At 72.7% G+C, this 17,841-nt stretch carries 12 protein-coding genes; 5 read left to right on the top strand and 7 right to left on the bottom strand.

Annotated features, from left to right (window positions below; genetic code table 11):
* Nucleotides 1–567 precede the first annotated feature (567 nt).
* Nucleotides 568–1,185: a hypothetical protein gene (locus ACZ7M7_RS23800; protein WP_472120072.1), complete on the bottom strand. Its 618-nt coding sequence runs from the start codon at nucleotides 1,183–1,185 to the stop codon at nucleotides 568–570.
* Between the two features lie 201 nt (nucleotides 1,186–1,386).
* Between ACZ7M7_RS23800 and ACZ7M7_RS23795 the strand changes: the two genes are divergently transcribed.
* Entirely contained in the window at nucleotides 1,387–2,736 is a 1,350-nt protein-coding gene (locus tag ACZ7M7_RS23795) for a helix-turn-helix domain-containing protein (RefSeq protein WP_472120070.1), read from the top strand.
* A 12-nt stretch (nucleotides 2,737–2,748) separates the two neighbouring features.
* Here ACZ7M7_RS23795 and ACZ7M7_RS23790 read toward each other — a convergent pair whose 3' ends face one another.
* Entirely contained in the window at nucleotides 2,749–4,053 is a 1,305-nt protein-coding gene (locus ACZ7M7_RS23790) for a PP2C family serine/threonine-protein phosphatase (protein WP_383622896.1), read from the bottom strand.
* A 221-nt stretch (nucleotides 4,054–4,274) separates the two neighbouring features.
* On the bottom strand, nucleotides 4,275–8,015 hold the full coding sequence (locus tag ACZ7M7_RS23785) for a S8 family serine peptidase (protein ID WP_472120067.1): 3,741 nt from the start codon (nucleotides 8,013–8,015) through the stop codon (nucleotides 4,275–4,277).
* Between the two features lie 240 nt (nucleotides 8,016–8,255).
* Here ACZ7M7_RS23785 and ACZ7M7_RS23780 point away from each other — a divergent pair, with 240 nt between their 5' ends.
* The 4 genes from ACZ7M7_RS23780 to ACZ7M7_RS23765 all read left to right on the top strand — a co-directional run bounded on the left by ACZ7M7_RS23780 (nucleotide 8,256) and on the right by ACZ7M7_RS23765 (nucleotide 12,728).
* On the top strand, nucleotides 8,256–9,245 hold the full coding sequence (locus ACZ7M7_RS23780; protein ID WP_383603795.1) for a helix-turn-helix domain-containing protein: 990 nt from the start codon (nucleotides 8,256–8,258) through the stop codon (nucleotides 9,243–9,245).
* Between the two features lie 117 nt (nucleotides 9,246–9,362).
* The gene (locus tag ACZ7M7_RS23775; RefSeq protein WP_383603798.1) at nucleotides 9,363–9,845 is read left to right on the top strand and encodes a DUF456 domain-containing protein; all 483 of its coding nucleotides are present in this window, start codon (nucleotides 9,363–9,365) and stop codon (nucleotides 9,843–9,845) included.
* Nucleotides 9,846–9,959: 114 nt separating this feature from the next.
* The gene (locus ACZ7M7_RS23770) at nucleotides 9,960–12,275 is read left to right on the top strand and encodes a glycosyl hydrolase family 95 catalytic domain-containing protein (RefSeq protein WP_472120064.1); all 2,316 of its coding nucleotides are present in this window, start codon (nucleotides 9,960–9,962) and stop codon (nucleotides 12,273–12,275) included.
* An 81-nt stretch (nucleotides 12,276–12,356) separates the two neighbouring features.
* Nucleotides 12,357–12,728, top strand: coding sequence for a PPOX class F420-dependent oxidoreductase (locus tag ACZ7M7_RS23765; protein WP_472120062.1), 372 nt, complete (start codon nucleotides 12,357–12,359; stop codon nucleotides 12,726–12,728).
* Here the strand turns inward: ACZ7M7_RS23765 and ACZ7M7_RS23760 are convergent.
* The 4 genes from ACZ7M7_RS23760 to ACZ7M7_RS23745 all read right to left on the bottom strand — a co-directional run bounded on the left by ACZ7M7_RS23760 (nucleotide 12,725) and on the right by ACZ7M7_RS23745 (nucleotide 17,737).
* Nucleotides 12,725–13,258: a methylated-DNA--[protein]-cysteine S-methyltransferase gene (locus ACZ7M7_RS23760; RefSeq protein WP_383622902.1), complete on the bottom strand. Its 534-nt coding sequence runs from the start codon at nucleotides 13,256–13,258 to the stop codon at nucleotides 12,725–12,727. The two genes, ACZ7M7_RS23765 and ACZ7M7_RS23760, sit on opposite strands and share 4 nt — an antisense overlap.
* Before the next feature lie 2 nt (nucleotides 13,259–13,260).
* The gene (locus ACZ7M7_RS23755; protein WP_383623381.1) at nucleotides 13,261–14,748 is read right to left on the bottom strand and encodes a DNA-3-methyladenine glycosylase 2 family protein; all 1,488 of its coding nucleotides are present in this window, start codon (nucleotides 14,746–14,748) and stop codon (nucleotides 13,261–13,263) included.
* Nucleotides 14,749–14,907: 159 nt separating this feature from the next.
* A complete protein-coding gene (gene rsgA, locus ACZ7M7_RS23750; RefSeq protein ID WP_383603810.1) occupies nucleotides 14,908–16,002 on the bottom strand; it encodes a ribosome small subunit-dependent GTPase A in 1,095 nt (364 codons plus the stop codon).
* 241 nt (nucleotides 16,003–16,243) lie between these two features.
* Entirely contained in the window at nucleotides 16,244–17,737 is a 1,494-nt protein-coding gene (locus tag ACZ7M7_RS23745) for a cellulose binding domain-containing protein (RefSeq protein WP_472120059.1), read from the bottom strand.
* Nucleotides 17,738–17,841: the final 104 nt, after the last annotated feature.

The raw sequence follows: 17,841 nt of genomic DNA, 5'->3' as shown, positions 1-17,841 counted from the left end.
GGTTCCCCTCCTGCTCGAACACGTTCACGGGAACCATTTCCCAGTCGGACGGGCGGCAGTCATGTCGAATCGTCAACGACCAGGTGTTCGGCCACGGTTGCGGCAGGCCGTGCCGGTGGATGAAACCCGGAACGTCACCCACCGGCCGCCCGAAGGGCGCCGCGGACGACGACCGGATCGAGTCGGCCACCGGCCACGGCCTCGGGCTGCGGGCCATAGGTGTGATTCCGGCGAGGGGAGGCAAGGCGGTTCAATCCGCCCCGGCGAAGGCGGCCGACCAGGGCAGTCCTGCACGGCATCGTGCCGATGCCATCGAGGGCCTGCGGACCGCTGCGGATCGGACAGTTCGACGATCCCGCTCTGCGGATCCGGCCGTACGCGACCCGGACGACCGGCGGGCGCGCCTCGACGTCGAGGCGCCGTCCGAGCCGATGCCCGAAGTCTGCGAATCTGGCCGGAATTCGCTACCGCAGCCGCCCCGGTCGTGCCGTGTGGTGGCGGGGCCGCCCGCCCGACCCCCGTCCGGGAGGGCGGCCCCGCTGGTGAGGTGGTCCTGTGGTGCGCCGGTCAGTAGAGCTTGTTGACCGCGGTGGTGGTCGTCTTCTTGAAGGCCTTCACCGGCGCGTGTGTGAAGTCGCCCATCTGCCCCCACTGCACGACGGTGACGGTGCCGCCGTCCCGGCCCACGGAGACGAGGTGGATGTCCATGGCACCCCACGAGGCACGCGTCGCGAAGCCGTGGACGCGGGCGCCCTCCTCGACCGGCAGGCTGCCGTAGCTCTTGTAGTCGGCCTCGATCTCCGGGTCGGCGTCCATGCGCGTGACGCAGCGCTTGATCTCCTTGTCGAGGCGGGTGGCGAGGGCCTTGGCCTTGGCGTTGTCACCGACGACGACGTTGAGCTGCTCGGCACCGGTGTCGAGGTCGGTGCGGAAGGTGCGGTAGCGGGAGTCGTAGGCGAGCAGCGCCTCGCCGAAGCAGTACTGCATCTCCTCCGGCACCCCGTCGGCGACCGGGGCGGCGGTCCAGCCGGAGGAGGGGTGCGGCGGGAGTTCGGTCGCCGAGAGGAACTTCGGCGCGGGCGCCTTCGTCGCGGCGCCGGCGGGTACGGCGGTGAGTGCGGCGCCCGCGGCGAGGCCCGCGACGGCGAGTGCGGCGAGCGAGCCGGTGCGAGTGCGCTTGGACATGGGTGTCCCCCCGTGAATGACATGACAGCGTGAACGATCGGAAGTGAGCCGGCACCGACGGCGGATGGTCCGTCCGGCCCTGGTCGGTGCGACACCAAGAGCATCAGCCGTCACAGCGGGCGACCGCAAGGGCCGACACCCGATCCGCGACGGTGGAACCATCCCAGCCCTTCTGACGTGCAGGTATATGGAGTGCCTGGGATGCCGTCCCGGGACGGCGAAGGACACGGGGGAACGGTGTCGGCAGCACAGGACGACGTCCAGGAGTTCGCGGCGTTGCTCAGACGCCTGAAGGCCCGCACCGACCGCAGCTACGGTCAGCTGGCCCGCCGCCTGAACATGAACACCTCCACGCTGCACCGCTACTGCGCCGGAGACGCGGTCCCCGTCGACTTCGCCCCTGTGGAACGCTTCGCCGCGCTGTGCGAGGCGACGTCGCAGGAGCGGCTGGAGCTGCACCGGCTGTGGATCCTGGCGGTGGCGGCACGGCAGCGGTCCCGTTCGGCGGCTTCCGCCACGGCGGACGGCGGCCCTTCCGCAGCGGACGGCTCCCCGGTGGACGCGGCCGAGGAGCCCACGGGACTCGTGACCGCGGACCCGACACCTGCCGACACCCCTCCTCGCCACCCCTGGTACCGCCGTCGGCGCCTGCTGGTGTCGGCGGCCGTGGCGACGGCGCTGCTCGCCACGCTGGGCAGCCTCTCCGCCCTGCCGGACGACGACGGTCCCCGCGCGAGCGACTCCGTCCAGGGCTCCGATCCGTCCCGTACGACGCCGACGGGCACTCCCCGCCCCAAGCCGACGGGCTCGCCGAGCCCCTCCCCCACCACACCGTCACCGTCGGACGGCGCCTCGAAGAAGTCCTCGCCGAAGTCCACTCCGTCAGGCGGCAGCCCCTCGAAGGAAGCCGGCCGGCAGCAGACCCCGGCCGGGGTGCCGCTCACCTGGAGCGCCAACTCCCATGTGTGGCAGGCCGGCTGCGGCCACGACTACGTCGTCGCCAGGCCGCCCAGCCAGGTACCGCCGCCTCCCCCGCCGCAGGACGCCGAGGCGTGGGCGGGCTCGCAGAGCGCGGTGCACGGGGAGCAGACGATGATCGAGATCTCCGTGCAGGGCAAGACCTCCACGGCTGTCGTCCTGAAGGCCCTGAGGGTGCGCGTCGTCGGCCGCTCGGCGCCTTCCGGGGGCACCGTCTACACCATGGACCAGGGCTGCGGCGGAGCGCTGACGCCTCGCTACTTCGACGTCGACCTGGACAAGGACCGCCCCATCGCCCGCCCGGCCGACGGCAACGACTCGGGCGTCACGATCCCGGCCATGCGCCTGCCGTACCGCGTGTCCGCCGAGGACCCGGAGGTGCTGCTGGTCGACGCGCGGACGGAGAGCTGCGACTGCAGCTGGTACCTGGAGCTGGACTGGTCCTCCCAGGGCCGCACCGGCACGGTCCGCATCGACGACCACGGCCGCCCCTTCCGCACGACCGGCATCAAGGGGCTGCCCATGTACGTGTACGACACCTCGGCCCGCTCGTGGGTGACGTACCGGCCGTAGCCGGAGCCGCCGTCAGGCCTCCCAGACGGCGGCCGCCGTACGGTCGTCCGCGTATCCCTTCACCCGGACCTGGGTGTCGGCGAGGAACTCGGCGAGGCCGGGCGGTTCGGGAGCGGACCACCGTCCGGTGAGGTGGGCGGCGAGTTCGGGCTCACCGCGCAGGGGGTCGGCGAGGCCGCCGGTGCACATGAGGAGGGTGTCGCCCGGGCGGGCCACGGACGCGCGGAAGCGGAAGGGCTCGCGGGGCGGTTCGGGGGCAGGGTCATAGGGGCTCGGGGGTGTGGGGATGCCGAGGTCCATGGTGAGGCGGTCGCCCTCGGGGGTCTCGGCGGGGAGCGAGCCGAAGCCGACGACGGGTTCGCCGGTGATGTCCGTGACGCGGGGTTCGATGTCCTGCCATTCGCCGCCCCGCAGGCGGAACAGTCCGCCCGCGCCGATTCCGAAGAAGACCCGGGTCCGGCACTCGGGGTCGGCGGGGAGAAGGAGGCAGCGCAGGGTCGCCGCGTACTCCTCGGGTTCGATGCCCTGTTCGGCGGCGCTGGCGCGGAGTTTGCCGAGGCTGCGGTCGGTGAGGCGGTGCAGGCCGGACTTCAGGTCGCCGCGCCTGGCGGCCCTTATGTCGTCCGCGAGGCGCCCGTGACTTCGGCCGACGGCCCGGCCGATCCAGTGGCATGCCTCGGCGGCGGCGCGGTGCGCGCCCGGGGTGGCGCGGGCGCCGGTCGCCATCGCCACCAGGATCAGGGCGTTCTCGCCGGTGCCGAAGCGGGCGGTGAGAAGGGAGTCGCGGCGGGGCTCGCCCCGGTAGCGGGCGGAGTCGCCGCGCAGGGACACGGCCCGCAGGGTGGAGGCGCCGTAGCGGGCGCCGTCGAGGACGGTGTCGGCGACCAGGTCGTCGAGGTCGTCGGGGTCCGCGGGTGGGAGGGCGGTGGGTTCGGGGGCGTAGGTGGGAGGGCCGTCGCCCACGTAGTCGAGGGGCGTCGGGGGGTGGGTGGGGAGGTCCACCCGGGTCGCTGTGCGGGGCTCGTCGTCGGTCGCCGGCGCAGCCCGCCCCCGGGGCTCCTCCACGGTGAATCCCGGCGGTTTCGGCAAGCCCGCGGGGAAGGTCGACGGACCGGGACCCGGACCCGCCACGGCATCCGCGCCGGCCCGCGGAGCCGGAACCGGGGCGCCGGTTCCTGACACCCCCGCCGCCGAGGCGAACCGGTCGTCCAGTGTGTCGGGCGCCTTGGTCGGGCCCGTGTCATCGGTGAAGTCACCGTACAGCTGCCCCCACCAGTCGTCGTCGTGACCGGTGGCCTTTCCCCCCTGCTGGCTCATGCCCCCAATTGTCCACCGCACGGCCCGTATGAAAACGGGGCATCCGGAAAATCCGACCCGGGGAAGCACCTCAAAAGGCGTGGTCGAGTGAGGTGGTGAACAGTCGTGCGAGGCAAGTGACGGAACAGGACGTGAAACAGGTCGCCGGGCGGCCCCACCCCCCACGGGAGGACCGCCCGGCGACTGTCGGGTGACCCGGGCCCGGATCCCCTTCGCGCGCCTCAGCGCACGTCGTAGGCCCGGGTCACGATCTGGGTGACCGAGGTGCCGTTCGCGTCGGTCAGGACGGTTTTGAGTGTGACCTGCTTTCCTGTCGCTCCGCTGTGGTTCACTTTCGCGGTCCAGGTCCCGTCGTCCTGCTGTGCCGTTTGCGCCTCGGTCCAGGTACCGCCTTCGTCGTAGGAGTAGGCGAGTTGGGCCTGTGTCAGCTCACCTGGCCGGTAGCCCGCGTGGCCGGTCGCCGTGAGGGTGACCTCCTGTCCGTCGTCGGCGGGGAGCGTCTTCAGGCCGTCCTCCGGCAGCGCGTACCTCGGGAAGAGCATCGGTATGCCTTGTGAGTAGGCGTCCTCGTCCAGTGCCGAACGGAAGGTCCACGTCGTCGTCGTGCTCGTGGAGCGTTTCCAGGCCGCGGCCGGCGGGCCGATCTTCGCGGTGTTCAGGGTGAGTTCGTACGTCGACCCGGCGGCCGGGACGGTGAACACCCCGAACGGGTACGGACTTTCCCCGAGCGTCTCGCCGTCCTGCCGCAGCGTCATGCCGCCGATGTCGCCGAAGCTGCCCTGCACGCCCTGATGGTGACCGTCGCCCCAGAAGCCGGGTGCCACGCCGATCAGGTTGCCCTGCCGTTCGGCGGCGAGGGCGGGCCAGCCGCTGTCGTCGAGCGGGGTGGTGGGGGCGAGGACACCGCCGTACCACTCCTCGGTCCGCCGCTCCCCCTTCCGGTACGTCCGCATGGGGTCGATCATGAACTCGCCCCACGGGAAGCTGCTGGACACCTCGTGCTCCCAGCCGGTCGTGCCCGGCGAGTGGTACTCGGTGCGGGTGAAGGGCGCGGGGACCGTCTCCAACCCGCCGAAGTAGCCGCTCAGTCCGTTCGGGCGGGTCATGGCCGTCAGGTCGATGTGGTCGGTGGTGGCGGACGCCATCGAGTTGTACGTCGCCGTCGTCGCCGCCAGGTCCCGGTCCCGGACGCGGTAGGTGCGGTCGCCGCCGATCGGGCCCTGCTCCGGGAAGGCGAGGTTGTAGACGTACGGGCTCTTGGCGGTGGCCTTCCAGCGCAGGGTCACGTCCCCGGCCGCGAGCAGCGCCTTCGCCTCCTCGGCCGGGACGGCGAGGACCGGCAGCGGGCCGCCGGTGAAGCCGGCCGACGGGTACCAGCGGCCGGGGGCGTCACGGTGGACGAGGACCGCCACCGCACCGGCCTCCTTCGCGCGCCTCGCGACCTCGTAGGCGCTCCCGCCGTCCGGGATTCCGACGAGCGCGATCTTTCCCGCCGCTCCCGAAAGCTCCTCCTGCGTACCTGACTTGGCATCGAAGAGCGGCGCCCGGCCCGTGCCGTCGAGGTTGGCCGAGTTGAAGGACGCGGTCGTCGGATGCAGCGACCGGCCGCCCACCACGGCGAGTTCGGTGATCTGCGGGGCCGCCGCGCGCCAGAAACTGTCGAACTCGAAGTCCCCGTCGGCCGCCCGGCCCGTGACGGAGGCGTAGTAGCCGCGCAGTTCGCGCCCGCCGGCCGCCGTGCCCGCGTGCAGCCAGGTGTCGTCCCAACTGCGCGCGAACCCCAGTGTGGCGCCGCGGAGTTCGGTCGGCCGGTCCGCCCTGATGTTCAGCCGGTGAGCCTTGCGGGCGTCGAGGACGACGGTCGTGTCGTCGCGGATCTCCAGCTGCGGACGGCCGAGGTAGGTGAGGGAGTCGAGGAGCGTTCCCCCGGTCTCGGGGGTCGTGACGAAGCTGGAGAGGAAGTAGGCGCCCGGACGGATCCGGTACGTCTGGTCCGCGGCGCCCTCGTTGAAGCGGCGCTCGCCGACCGCGTCGTCGGTGCCGATCAGGTCGACGGAGGAGGCGCCGTCGGCGGGCTCACCGAGGCGGTCGATCAGCTTCACGCGCAGGGTGACGGTCTCCGGCTGGACGTGCAGCGCGAAGGGGGTCGAGACCGTGCGGCCGTCCTTGGCCGTGGCGAGGACGCGGCCCGTGACGTCGCCGTACTGGGCCCGCTCGAGCGTCGCCGTCGGATCGATCCGCAGCGGGACCTCGACCGTCCCGCCCGCCGGAACGGTGACCGAGCGGGCGTCGAGGCGGACGATCGACGAGCGGACGGTGGAGCCGTCGTTGCCGGTTACGGCGGGTACCGACAGCTTCAGCTCCACCGCCCTGTCCGTGATGTTGGTGTAGGGCACGGCGACCGTCGTACGGTCGCTCGAGTCCTGGGGCCAGTTGAACGTGCCGGCCTGGAGCGCGGGTGCGCCCAGCACCTGCTGCCCGATCGCGGCGCGGACGTCGAGGCGTCCACCGCCCGTCGCACGGGTGTCGCCGGGGATGTCCGTGTCGGCGGAGGAGACGAGCGCCGCCTTGATCTGCCGGGCGCTCCACTGCGGGTGGCGTTGCTTGACGACGGCGGCCGCGCCCGCGACGTGCGGGGTCGCCATCGACGTACCGCTCATGGACTGGTAGGCGTACACGCCACGGCCGCCGGCCTGCGCGGCGGAGATGCCGACGCCCGGGGCGGCGATCTCCGGCTTGAGGGTGTGCGAGCCGTACACCGGGCCGCGGCTGGAGAAGGAGGCCGTGGCGTCGTCACGGTCGACGGCACCGACGGTGAGGACGCTCGGGGCGCAACCCGGGGACGAGACCGTGTTGTTGCCGGGCCCGGTGTTGCCCGCGGCGATGACGAACAGGGTGTTCTCGCTCGACCGGGCGAGCTCCTCCGTCGCCTGGGCCATCGGGTCGGTGCAGTCGGTGCGGGCCGGGTTGCCGAGGCTCATCGAGACGACGTCGGCGCCCTGGTCGACGGCCCACTGCATGCCGGCGATGATCCACGAGGTCTCGCCCTGGCCGTAGTCGTTGAGGACCTTGCCGTGGAGGAGGTCGGCACCGGGCGCGACGCCCTTCTTCCTGCCGTCGCTCGCGGCGCCGGTGCCGCCGACGGTGGAGGTGGTGTGGGTGCCGTGGCCGTCGTGGTCGTCGGCGTCCGGGGAGTCGGTGAAGTTCTTCGAGGCGGTGATACGGCCCTTGAGGTCGGGGTGTTCCGCATCGGCCCCGGTGTCCAGGACGGCGACCTCGGTGCCCTTGCCGTCGTAACCGGCGGCCCAGGCCTCGGGGGCGTGCACCTGGCGGGTCGAACGGTCCAGGGTGGCCCGGATCTTGGCGTCGAGCCACAGCTTCTTCAGGTCGCCGGCCGCGCGGGAGCGGGGGCTCGTGACGTCGGCCCAGAAGTCGGCGGCCTTCTTCTTGTCGGCCTCCAGGGCCACACCGTCGATCGGGTCGAGGACGAGACCGCGTTCGGCTCCGCGCGGGGCGGGCGGGACGGCTCGGGCGACGGAGCGGTCGTACGTGGCGATCAGCGGGAGCGTCTTGCGGTGGGCGTCGTCGTAGCCCTGGCGGATCAGGCCCGTGACGTTGAAGAGCTCCTCGTCGACGCGGCCGGCGGCGATCGCCTCTACCGCGCCCGCGGGGTAGACGTACAGATCGTCGCCGGAGCGGCGGGTCTGCGTGAAGGACGTCGAGCCGTCCTCGCCGGGCAGCGCGACGGCCCCGTCGCGGGTGACGAGGACGCGGTCGCCGGTGACGAGGGTGACGACGGAGCCGGCGCCGGGGGTGGCCCGGTCGCCGGTCAGCTGCCTCGGGCCGTCGGTCGCCGGGTGCGCGGTTACGGCGGTGGCCGCATGCGTGGGTACGGCTGTCGTCACGGCCAGGATCGCGGCGGTCGCCGCAACCGTGGCCGTACGCGATATCGCTCTCCCCAAGATCGCCCTCTTCCCTTGCTGCCGCCTGCCGACGGGCGCGAAAGCGCAGGCCAGGAAGTCCCAAGTCGGGCAAAGCGGGCGGTGGTTGATGCTGCGGTGGCGTCACCTTGGCAGAGTGGCGGGTGGTACGGCGATGATGTGCGGAGGCGGTTTTGCGCCGTGGCCGTTTCCCGCCACGGCCCGAACGCCGGTGTTCTTTTTGCGGATGTGCGGATGTTCTTTCGGGGAGGGCGCGGCCCGATGCTGGGAGCGATAGGTCTCGACGAGGCACACGAGTCGGCGTACCGCGCCCTGGTGTCCGCCGGCGCCGCCGACGTACCCGATCTCGCGCGCCGGCTGACGCTCGGGGAGCATGACACCGAGCGCGCCCTGCGCCGCCTGGAGCGACACGGTCTCGCGGCGCAGTCCTCGGCCCGGCCCGGCCGCTGGGTCGCCGCGCCGCCCGGGGTGGCGCTGGGCGCGCTGCTCACCCAGCAGCGGCACGAACTGGAGAAGGCGGAGCTGGCGGCCGCGTTACTGGCCGAGGAGTACCGGGCGGGGGTCGCCGAACCGGCCGTGCACGACCTGGTCGAGGTGGTGATCGGTGCGGCCGCGGTGTCGCAGCGCTTCCTTCAGCTCCAGCTCGGGGCGAGCGAGGAGGTGTGCGCGCTGGTCACCGGCAACCCCGTCGCCGTCACCGGCATCGAGAACGAGGCGGAGGAGCAGGCCGCCCATCGCGGCGTCCGCTACCGGGTGGTCCTGGAGCGCTCGGTCCTCGACCAGCCGCACGGCATCACCGAGCTGTCCGCCGCGCTCGGCCGTGAGGAGCAGGTGCGGGTCGTGGACCAGGTGCCGACCAAGCTGGTGATCGCCGACCGCACGCTCGCCCTGGTGCCGCTGACCTCTCACACCGCGGAGCCGGCCGCGCTGGTGGTCCACGCGAGCGGGCTGCTGGAGCTGCTCTCCGGGCTGTTCGAGTCGGTGTGGCGGGAGGCGCTGCCGGTGCGCCTCGGCACGTCCGGCATCACCGAGCAGCAGCCGGACGGCCCCGACGACACCGACCTGGAGGTGCTCTCCCTGCTACTGGCCGGCCTGACCGACGCGAGCGTGGCCAAGCAGCTGGACCTGGGGCTGCGGACCGTGCAGCGCCGGGTGAAGCGGCTGATGGAGCTGACCGGGGTGACGACGCGACTGCAGCTGGGGTGGCACGCGTACGAGCGGGGTTGGGTGGCGCGGGAGCGGCAGGGGTGACGGGCTCCCGGGTACGGGCAGCATGACGGGCTCCCGGGCACGGGCAGGGTGACGGTGGGGCACCCGCACCGGCCAGGCTGATCTGCGCTTTCTCCCGGGCTCCGGCAGTCTGGTCAGATGGGAGTGTGGGACCTTGTGCTGGTCGGCCTGGTCCTCCTGCTCGGCCTCTGCGGAGTGCTGGTACCCGGCGTACCGGGGTCGTGGCTGGTGTGGGCCGCGGTCTTGTGGTGGGCGCTGAAGGACCCCCAGCCGGTCGCTTGGTGGGTGCTCGTCGGGGCGACTGTCGCACTGTTCCTCTCCCAGGTGGTGCGCTGGGCGCTCCCGCCCCGCCGGCTGCGCCCAAACTGGGCCGCCCCTCGCATCGTGGCCTACGCCGGAGCGGGATCGTTCCTGGGCTTCTTCCTGATCCCCGTGCTCGGTTCGATCCCCGGCTTCATGGCCGGCATCTACCTGGGGGAACGGCTCCGGCTGGGCCGCCACGGCGAGGCGAGGGCCGCGCTGCGGACGGCGATGCGTGCGGGCGGTTCGAGCGTGCTGGCGGAGCTGTTCACCTGCCAGCTGATCGCGGGGGCGTGGCTGGGCGCGGTGATCTGGGGCTGATACATCGGGTCTCTTCCGCCATATTGACGACCGGGCACCCCTTCTCTACGTTGCGTCGCGGGATAGCTCCGATGAATCGGGGCTCTGACGTATCGCCGTACAGATGGAGGCGTAATGCCCAGCCCGTCCAGACGTACCGTGCTCGCCACCGGGTCCGCCCTCGGCGGGACCCTCCTCGCAGGCGGCCTGCCCGCACAGGCGAGCGCAGCCGACGCTGCGGCCCCCTCCGACCCCTGGCGCGCCGTCCTCGACGACGCCGACCTCGTCTGGCAGCGGATGCCGACGGCCTGGTACGAGGGCCCCTTCCTCGGCAACGGCTTCCTCGGCTCCGGCATCTACGCCGAGCCGGGCACCGGGGCGAACGGCGGTACCCGCGCCGTGCGCTTCAACGTCCAGCACTCCGAGGTGCAGGACCACCGCCCCGAGTTCGGCTCGCTGTTCGGGCTGGCCCGCCTTCCGATCGGCCACTTCACGCTGGAGCCGGTGGGCGCGATCACCGGCCTGGACTGGCGGCTCGGCCTGCGCGACGCCGAGCTGACCGGCACGCTCACCACGGACCAGGGCACGCTCACCCTGCGGGCCCTCGTGCACACCGACCGCTCGGTGCTGGCCGTCGAGGTCACCCCGAGCGCGGGTGAGCGCGACTTCCGGTGGGTGTTCCACCCGGCGGACGCGATCAGCCCCCGCGCGGCCTTCAAACCGCTCCCCGAGGGCTACCGGGGCAATCCGCCCGCCGAGGTCGCCGAGCACGCCGGCGTGTGGGCGGCCGAACAGCCCCTCCTGGCGGGCGGGCAGCACGTGACGGCGTGGCGGGAGCGGAGCGCGGGCAGGGCACGGACGCTGTACGTCCATGTCGCGCACTCCCACCCCGGGACGACGGCACTGGCCCGGGCGCTGGAGGCCGTACGCCGCACGAGCGCGCTGCCCTACTCCGCGCTGGCGCTGACGCACCGGGCCTGGTGGCATGCCTTCTACCGCAAGAGCTTCCTCTCCCTCCCCGACGCGCGGATGCAGCGCTTCTACTGGATCCAGCTCTACAAGACCGCCTCCGCCGCCCGCCGCGACGCCCCCGTGATGGCGACGAGCGGCCCCTGGCTGGAGCCCACCCCGTGGCCCAACACCTGGTGGAACCTGAACGCCCAGCTGGAGTACTGGCTGATCCACGGCTCCAACCACCTCGAACTCGACGCGATCACCCGGTCGCTGAGCGAGTTCCGGGACAACCTGGCCAAGGAGACGGCCGTCCCGTACCGCGCCGACTCCCTGGGCATCCCGCGCACCACGGACCCCCACCTGATCAACGGCGCCGACGGCCCCCTCACCGGCTACGGCGTCGGCGTCCCCGGCCAGGAGCCGCCGACGCCTGAGGTCGGCAACCTCACCTGGGCGCTGCACAACGTATGGCTCAGCTACCGCCACACGATGGACGAGTCGATCCTCAGGGACGTCCTGTACCCCCTGCTCCGCAAGGCGATCAACTACTACCTGCACTTCCTGGAGCCGGGCCCGGACGGCAGACTGCACCTGCCGGCCACGTTCTCCCCGGAGTACGGCGGCAACTCACGGGACTGCAACTACGACCTGATGCTGCTGACCTGGGGCTGCCGCACCCTGCTCGAAGCGGCCGAACTCCTCGGCGTCGAGGACGAGTCGGCGCCGCGCTGGCGGGACGTGCTGGCCCGGCGGGCGCCGTACCCAACCGACGCGAACGGCTTCATGATCGGCGCGGACATCCCCTTCGCGAAGTCCCACCGCCACTACTCGCATCTGCTCGCGGTGTACCCGTTGTACGAGCTGACCGGCAGCACGCCCGGCGAACGGGCCCTGATCGAGAGGTCGTTGGCGCACTGGGTCGGCTTCGAGGGCGCCTTGCAGGGCTACACCTTCACCGGCGCCGCGTCGATGTCCGCGCTGCTCGGCAAGGGCGAGGACGCGCTGACGTACCTGGGCGAGCTGATGTCCCGCTTCGTCCAGCCCAACACCATGTACAAGGAGTCGGGCCCGGTCATCGAGACACCGCTGTCGGCGGCGCAGTCCCTGCACGACATGCTCTGCCAGTCCTGGGGCGGTGTGATCCGGGTCTTCCCCGCACTGCCGGACGCCTGGGCCGACCTGACCGTGCACGAGTTCCGCACGCAGGGCGCGTTCCTGCTGTCGGCGGTCCGCGAGGGCGGGGTCACCCGGTGGGTGCGGCTGGTCAGCGAGGCGGGCGCGCCGTGCGTCGTCCGGCACGGCATCCCCGGGCCGGTCGAGGTACGGGACGGACGGGGCCGCCCGCTGCGGTGGGCCGCCGCCGGCGAGGGCGCGATCCGCATCGCCCTGCGGAAGGGCGACTCGGCGCTGATCACTGCGCGCGGCGACCGGCCGGACCTGACGATCGCGCCGGTGCGCCCGAACGAGGAGGCCCCGCGCTGGGGGCTTCCCGCGTAGTGGCGGTGCGGGCGGAGTAGGCCATTGGCCCTAGGGCGAGCAGCCGATGCGCGCGTGAGGCGCGAGTGTTTCGCCGGCCGTATGACCGAATTCAGCGAGGCGGAACGGGCGTATCTGAGGTCGCAGCGGCTGGGGCGGCTGGCCACCGTCGACCCGGCGGGCCGGCCGCAGGCGAACCCGGTCGGCTTCTTCCCCCAGGACGATGGGACGATCCTGATCGGCGGCCTCGCGATGGGCACCACCAAGAAGTGGCGCAATCTGTGCAAGAACCCGAATCTGGCCCTGGTCGTCGACGATCTCGTCAGCGTACGGCCGTGGCGGGTGCGCGGGATCGAGATCCGCGGGGACGCGGAGCTCCTCACGGGCCCGCACGAGCTGGGCCCGCACTTCAGCGAGGAGGTCATCCGCATCCACCCGCGGTGGGTCCACAGCTGGGGGCTGGAGGCGGACTAGAGCCTGCCCTCCAGCGTGAGCAGCCTCATCTTGCGCTCGAGGCCGCCCGCGTACCCGGTCAGCGACCCGTCGGCCCCGATCACCCGGTGGCACGGGCGGACGATCAGCAGCGGGTTGGCGCCGACCGCGCCGCCGACGGCCCGTACGGCGGCACGGGAGGCACCGATCCGCGCGGCGATCTCGCCGTACGTCGTGGTGGCGCCGTAGGGAACGGAGTCGAGAGCGGCCCAGACCTTCTCCCGGAACTCACTGCCTGCCGTCCGCAACTCCAGTTGGAACTCCTTGAGTTCACCGGCGAAGTAGGCGGCGAGCTGTTCCTCGGCCGCTCCGAAGAGCGCGGGGTCGCGCCGCCAGCCGTCCTGGACGGTACGGCCGCCCTTCTGGCCCGGCACCGAGAGGGAGGTCAGGGCGCCGGTGGCCGGGTCGGCGGTGAGGAGGAGGGGGCCGACGGGGCTGTCGGCCTCGGTCCAGTGGGTCGGGGAAGCGGTCGGGGTGGGGACAGTGGGCAGGGCCGGGTTCGGGGTGGTCATGATTACTCCAACTCCCCTGCTGCACGCAGGTGTTGCAAGGCATAGGAGCGCCAGGGGCGCCAGCTGTCGGGGGTGTCGGTGCCCGGCGGGGCGACATCCGGGTCGCCGAGGGCACGGGTGCGGATGACGGCGACGGTACGGGCATCCAGGCCGGGCAGGTCGAGCAGCGCGCGGTGTGCCTCGTCCCGGTCGGCGCCCGGGTCCAGCCGTAGGGCACCGTCGGCGAGGGCGGCGGTGAGCGCGCCCAGCGGCCCGTCGGGCTCGGCCTCGGCGAGAACGGCCGCCTCGGGAAACAGATGGGTGAGGCTGCCGCAGGGCGCGTCCAGTGCCTTGCCGTACCGCCGCACCAGCCGCTCGGCCTCCACCGGCCCGACCACTGCCCGCACGGCCAGTTCCTCCGCGTCGGCGGCCCCGGGTGACCGCAGACCCGGTCGCGCCGCGACCATGGGACCGAGCCGGGAATCGTCGCCGAGCCGCTCGTCGACGGCGTACGGATCGGCGTCGAGGTCGAACAGGCGCCGTAGCCGCTGCACGGCGGTCGTCAGGTCGCGCGGGTCGGTGAGGTGCAGACGGGCGTCGAGCCAGCCGCCGGGGTGGGTCGCGGAGGCAGGTGTGGCGCGCAGGCGGGAAGCGGGGGCGGCCAGAGGTCCCGGTGTGCTCGGGCCGGGTGCGGCGTGGACGTCCGCGGGCGCCCGCTTGCGCACGCCACCCATCCGCTCCTGCACCGCCACGATGCCGGTGCCGTGCGGCAGCCGCAGGGTGCGGCGGTACGTCCGGCGCCCGGCCGGCCCGCCGACGTCCTCGACGCCGGGCACGGCCTCGCGCTCCAGCAGGTCGAGGACGAGGCCCGCCTGGTACGGCCCCCGGTAAGCGAGCCGCAGCGGGATCCCGGCCGACGGAGTGCCCGTACGCCGGTCGCCACGGCCGCCCTTCGGTGCGGCGGCGGCCCGCAGCTCGCTCGGGGTCGACGCGTACACCTCCCGGATCGTGTCGTTGAACTGCCGCACGCTGGCGAACCCGGCGGCGAATCCGATCTCCGTGATCGCCAGCTCGGTGGTCTGCAGGAGCACACGCGCGGTGTGCGCCCGCTGCGCCCGGGCCAGCGCGACCGGCCCGGCGCCCAGCTCGGTGGTGAGCTGCCGCTGCACCTGCCGGGCGCTGTAGCCGAGCCGTGCGGCAAGCCCGGCGACGCCTTCCCGGTCGACGATTCCGTCGCCGATCAGCCGCATCGCCCGCCCGACGACATCGGCCCGCACATTCCACTCGGCGGACCCCGGCACGGCGTCCGGCCGGCACCGCCGGCAGGCCCGGAAACCCGAGCCCTGCGCGGCGGCGGCCGTCGCGAAGAACCGCACGTTACGCCGCTTCGGCGTGACTGCGGGGCAGCTGGGACGGCAGTAGATCCCGGTCGTCTCGACAGCGAAGAAGAACTCGCCGTCGAACCGGGCGTCCCGGCTGCGCACCGCCTCGTACCTGGTGTCTTCGTCCATCACGGTGTCCAGTCTCCGCCGTGACAGTGGTGCGGGCTAGCGGAAATCGGACATCAAGCCGATCCAGCCCGTCCGGCGTTTGAGGACGAGGCCGTTCAGGCCGAAGCGGGGGTCTGGGGGCGGCAGCCCCCAGCCACGGCCAGGAGGACACCGGCACCGTCACCGCCCACGCCCACCCCGCTTCGCCTCCATCGCCGCGCGCCCCTCCGCTCCCTTCCGCTTCCAGTCCTTCTTGATCTCGGCCCGCAGCCGCGCATCGGTCTTGGCCACGATCCACTGGTTCTCGCGCATCAGCTTCCGGTAACTCTCCAGCCGCCGCACGGGCAGCTCCCCGGAGTCGATCGCGGCCAGCACCGCGCACCCCGGCTCGCTCTCGTGGGCACAGTCCTGGAAGCGGCACCGCCCGGCCAGTTCCTCGATCTCCGAGAAGACCTGGCCGACCCCGGTCTCGGCGTCCCACAGCCCTACGCCTCGCAGCCCCGGGGTGTCGATCAGGACCCCGCCGCCCGGCAGGGCGAGCAGGTTGCGCGTGGTGGTCGTGTGGCGGCCCTTGCCGTCGACGTCGCGCGCGGCCTGGACCTCCATCACGTCCTCGCCGAGCAGCGCGTTCGCGAGCGTCGACTTGCCCGCGCCGGACTGCCCGAGCAGCACGGACGTACCGCCGGAGACGACCGCGACGAGGACTTCGAGTCCGTCCCCGTCCACCGCGCTGACCGGCAGCACCGGCACACCCGGCGCGGTCGTCTCCACGTCCTGGACGAGATGCGAGAGCGTCACCGCGTCCGGTACGAGGTCGGCCTTGGTGAGCACCACGACCGGCTGTGCGCCCGACTCCCACGCCAGCGCGAGGAACCGCTCGATGCGGCCGAGGTCGAGCTCGACGGCCAGCGACACGGCGACGATGGCGTGGTCGACGTTGGCGGCGAGGATCTGCCCCTCGGACCGCTTGGAGGAGGTGGAGCGTACGAAGGCGGTACGGCGTGGCAGATACGTCCGTACGTAACGCGGACTGCCCGCGGGTTCGACGGCGACCCAGTCGCCCGTGCACACGACCCGCATCGGATCGTGCGGGGTGACGAACGCCGTGTCGGCCCGTACGACACCGTCGGCGGTGACGACGTCGCACTGCCCGCGGTCGACCCGCAGGACGCGCCCGGGCAGCAGCCCTTCCGCGTCGTGCGGGGTGAACGCGTCGGCCCAGGCCGAGTCCCAGCCGTAGGGAGCCAACGCGGAGAAAACAGAGGTGGAAGTCAACGGGTGACCCTTCACAAGGGTGGCCCCGGCAGCCGCGTACATCGGACGCGGAGAGGTCAGTGAGATCAGCCGGCGGCCACGGAGGTGGACTTGATGAACTGGATGCGGGCAGCGCTCGTCGCAAAGACAGCCATCGGTCGACACCTCCTCACTCATGTCCGCTCGACGGCGGCGGCCATCCGGCCACCGCCCTGATCTTCCGTCACTCTAGCCCGGCCCCACGAAGGCCCGTCAACCGGTTTTACGCGCAGTCGCGTCCGTTCAGTGTGAAGTCGTGCGCCGGGGAATTCTCGCCCTCCCAGGAGGCGAGGAAGCCGAAGGCGAGCTTGCCGCCCTCGGGGACGGTCCTGTTGTAGTCCGCGGCGGTGGCGGTGACGCGGGAGCCGTCCTGGCCGAAGCTCGCGTCCCACATCTGGCCGACCTCCTGGCCGTCCCGGAAGGACCAGGCGACGCGCCAGTTGTCCAGGGCGCGTTCGGTGGTGACGGTGACGGTGGCCTGGAAGCCGTCGGGCCATTCGTTGACCAGGTGGTAGTCGACGCTGCAGGTCACCGGTTCGCTCGGGGCCGGGTCCGGGTCGTCCTCGCCGGCCGTGGCCGAGGTCGTGCCCTGCGGGCCGGGGCGGGGGTTCTTCGGCTTTGACGGCTCGGGCGAGTCGTCACCGCCGCCGGTGGCGCTCTCGGAGGGGGCCGGGGAGTCCGAGGAGGGCTGTGTGGCCGCGGTGACCGGCAAGGTGAAGCCGGGGTCGGCGACGGGTTGCCGGTCGGACGGGTCGCCGCCCGCCGTGGCGCCGTCACCGGTGGAGCCGCCCGGCATCATCGACACCGCGAGGGCGAGCGCGGAGACGAGGACGGCGGCGACGAGGAGGCCGCTGCGCACGACACGCGCCTTGTGCGCGCCGGGGTCGGTCGGGCCCCCGTCCGCGTCGGCCGGGTCCGGCCGCCCACTGAGGCGTACCTCGGCGGCCCGGCGGCGGCGCTCCAGGTAGGCGAGGCCGCCCCAGCCGATCACCCCGCCCGCGAGGGCACCGGGCAGTCCGCCGCCGTGCAGGCGCAGACAGGCTGCGGCCTCGGCGCACGCCACGCAGGTGGCGAGGTGGCGGGAGAGGTCGTTCGGGGTGTCGGCGCCGGTCGAGCGGGTGACGGCGTCGAGGAGACGGGCGTAGCTGCGGCACCGCGCGGCCATCGGCGTGTCGAGGTGGTTGCGCTGGCAGCGGTCCCTGAACAGGCCCCGGACCTGGGAGAGTTCGTCGGACAAGGTCGCCGGGTCGAGGCCGAGCCGGCGGGCGATCACCTGCAGCGGCAGCGCCTCCACCTCGGCCAGCCACAGCAGGACCGCGTCCGGTTCCTGCATGTCGCGCAGTCCGCGCAGCGCGAGCGGGCGCTGCAGCGGGGGGCCGGTGTAGCGGGCGGCCTTGTCGGAGTTGAGCCACAGGCGCAGGTCGGGGTCGAGCCTGTGGCCCTGCCCGCGCTCCTCCCAGGCGGCCGCCGTGGTGCGTACGGCGGTCAGCAGCAGGGGGATGCGGGGCAGTCGGGCCGGGCGGCGGCCCGCGCTCCTGAGGTTCCCGGCCTCAACGTCGCGGGCCTCGCGTATACCGGTCGAAAACGCCTCGGTGGCCAGTTGGTTGGCCGCGTCGGAACCCGCCGTGCACAGGTCGGCGTACGACAGCACGGCGTCCCAGCACTCGGAGAACAGCGCGGCCTCGGTGGCGTCCTGGGGAGTCGGCAGGTCGGGCATGGGTCTCCTGCATCCACATGCGAGGTCAACTCGCCATATTGGCAGTGGAGTTGGGGGGAACCTCGCGGCAGGACATGAGCCTTTCACGTATTCAACACAACTGA

This window comes from Streptomyces sp. NPDC111606, assembly GCF_055656945.1.
Note: the sequence above shows the minus strand (reverse complement) of the source record. Positions and strands in the feature narration are given on the sequence as shown.

Bases quoted from the DNA above. Each gene is read 5' to 3' on its own strand.
- ACZ7M7_RS23760 (WP_383622902.1), bottom strand. From the start codon at position 13,258: ATGACCACCCCGAACCCGGCCCTGCCCACTGTCCCCACCCCGACCGCT.
- ACZ7M7_RS23780 (WP_383603795.1), top strand. From the start codon at position 8,256: ATGCTGGGAGCGATAGGTCTCGACGAGGCACACGAGTCGGCGTACCGC.
- ACZ7M7_RS23770 (WP_472120064.1), top strand. From the start codon at position 9,960: ATGCCCAGCCCGTCCAGACGTACCGTGCTCGCCACCGGGTCCGCCCTC.
- ACZ7M7_RS23795 (WP_472120070.1), top strand. From the start codon at position 1,387: ATGCCGTCCCGGGACGGCGAAGGACACGGGGGAACGGTGTCGGCAGCA.
- ACZ7M7_RS23755 (WP_383623381.1), bottom strand. From the start codon at position 14,748: ATGGACGAAGACACCAGGTACGAGGCGGTGCGCAGCCGGGACGCCCGG.
- ACZ7M7_RS23800 (WP_472120072.1), bottom strand. From the start codon at position 1,185: ATGTCCAAGCGCACTCGCACCGGCTCGCTCGCCGCACTCGCCGTCGCG.
- ACZ7M7_RS23775 (WP_383603798.1), top strand. From the start codon at position 9,363: ATGGGAGTGTGGGACCTTGTGCTGGTCGGCCTGGTCCTCCTGCTCGGC.
- ACZ7M7_RS23745 (WP_472120059.1), bottom strand. From the start codon at position 17,737: ATGCCCGACCTGCCGACTCCCCAGGACGCCACCGAGGCCGCGCTGTTC.
- ACZ7M7_RS23765 (WP_472120062.1), top strand. From the start codon at position 12,357: ATGACCGAATTCAGCGAGGCGGAACGGGCGTATCTGAGGTCGCAGCGG.
- ACZ7M7_RS23790 (WP_383622896.1), bottom strand. From the start codon at position 4,053: ATGAGCCAGCAGGGGGGAAAGGCCACCGGTCACGACGACGACTGGTGG.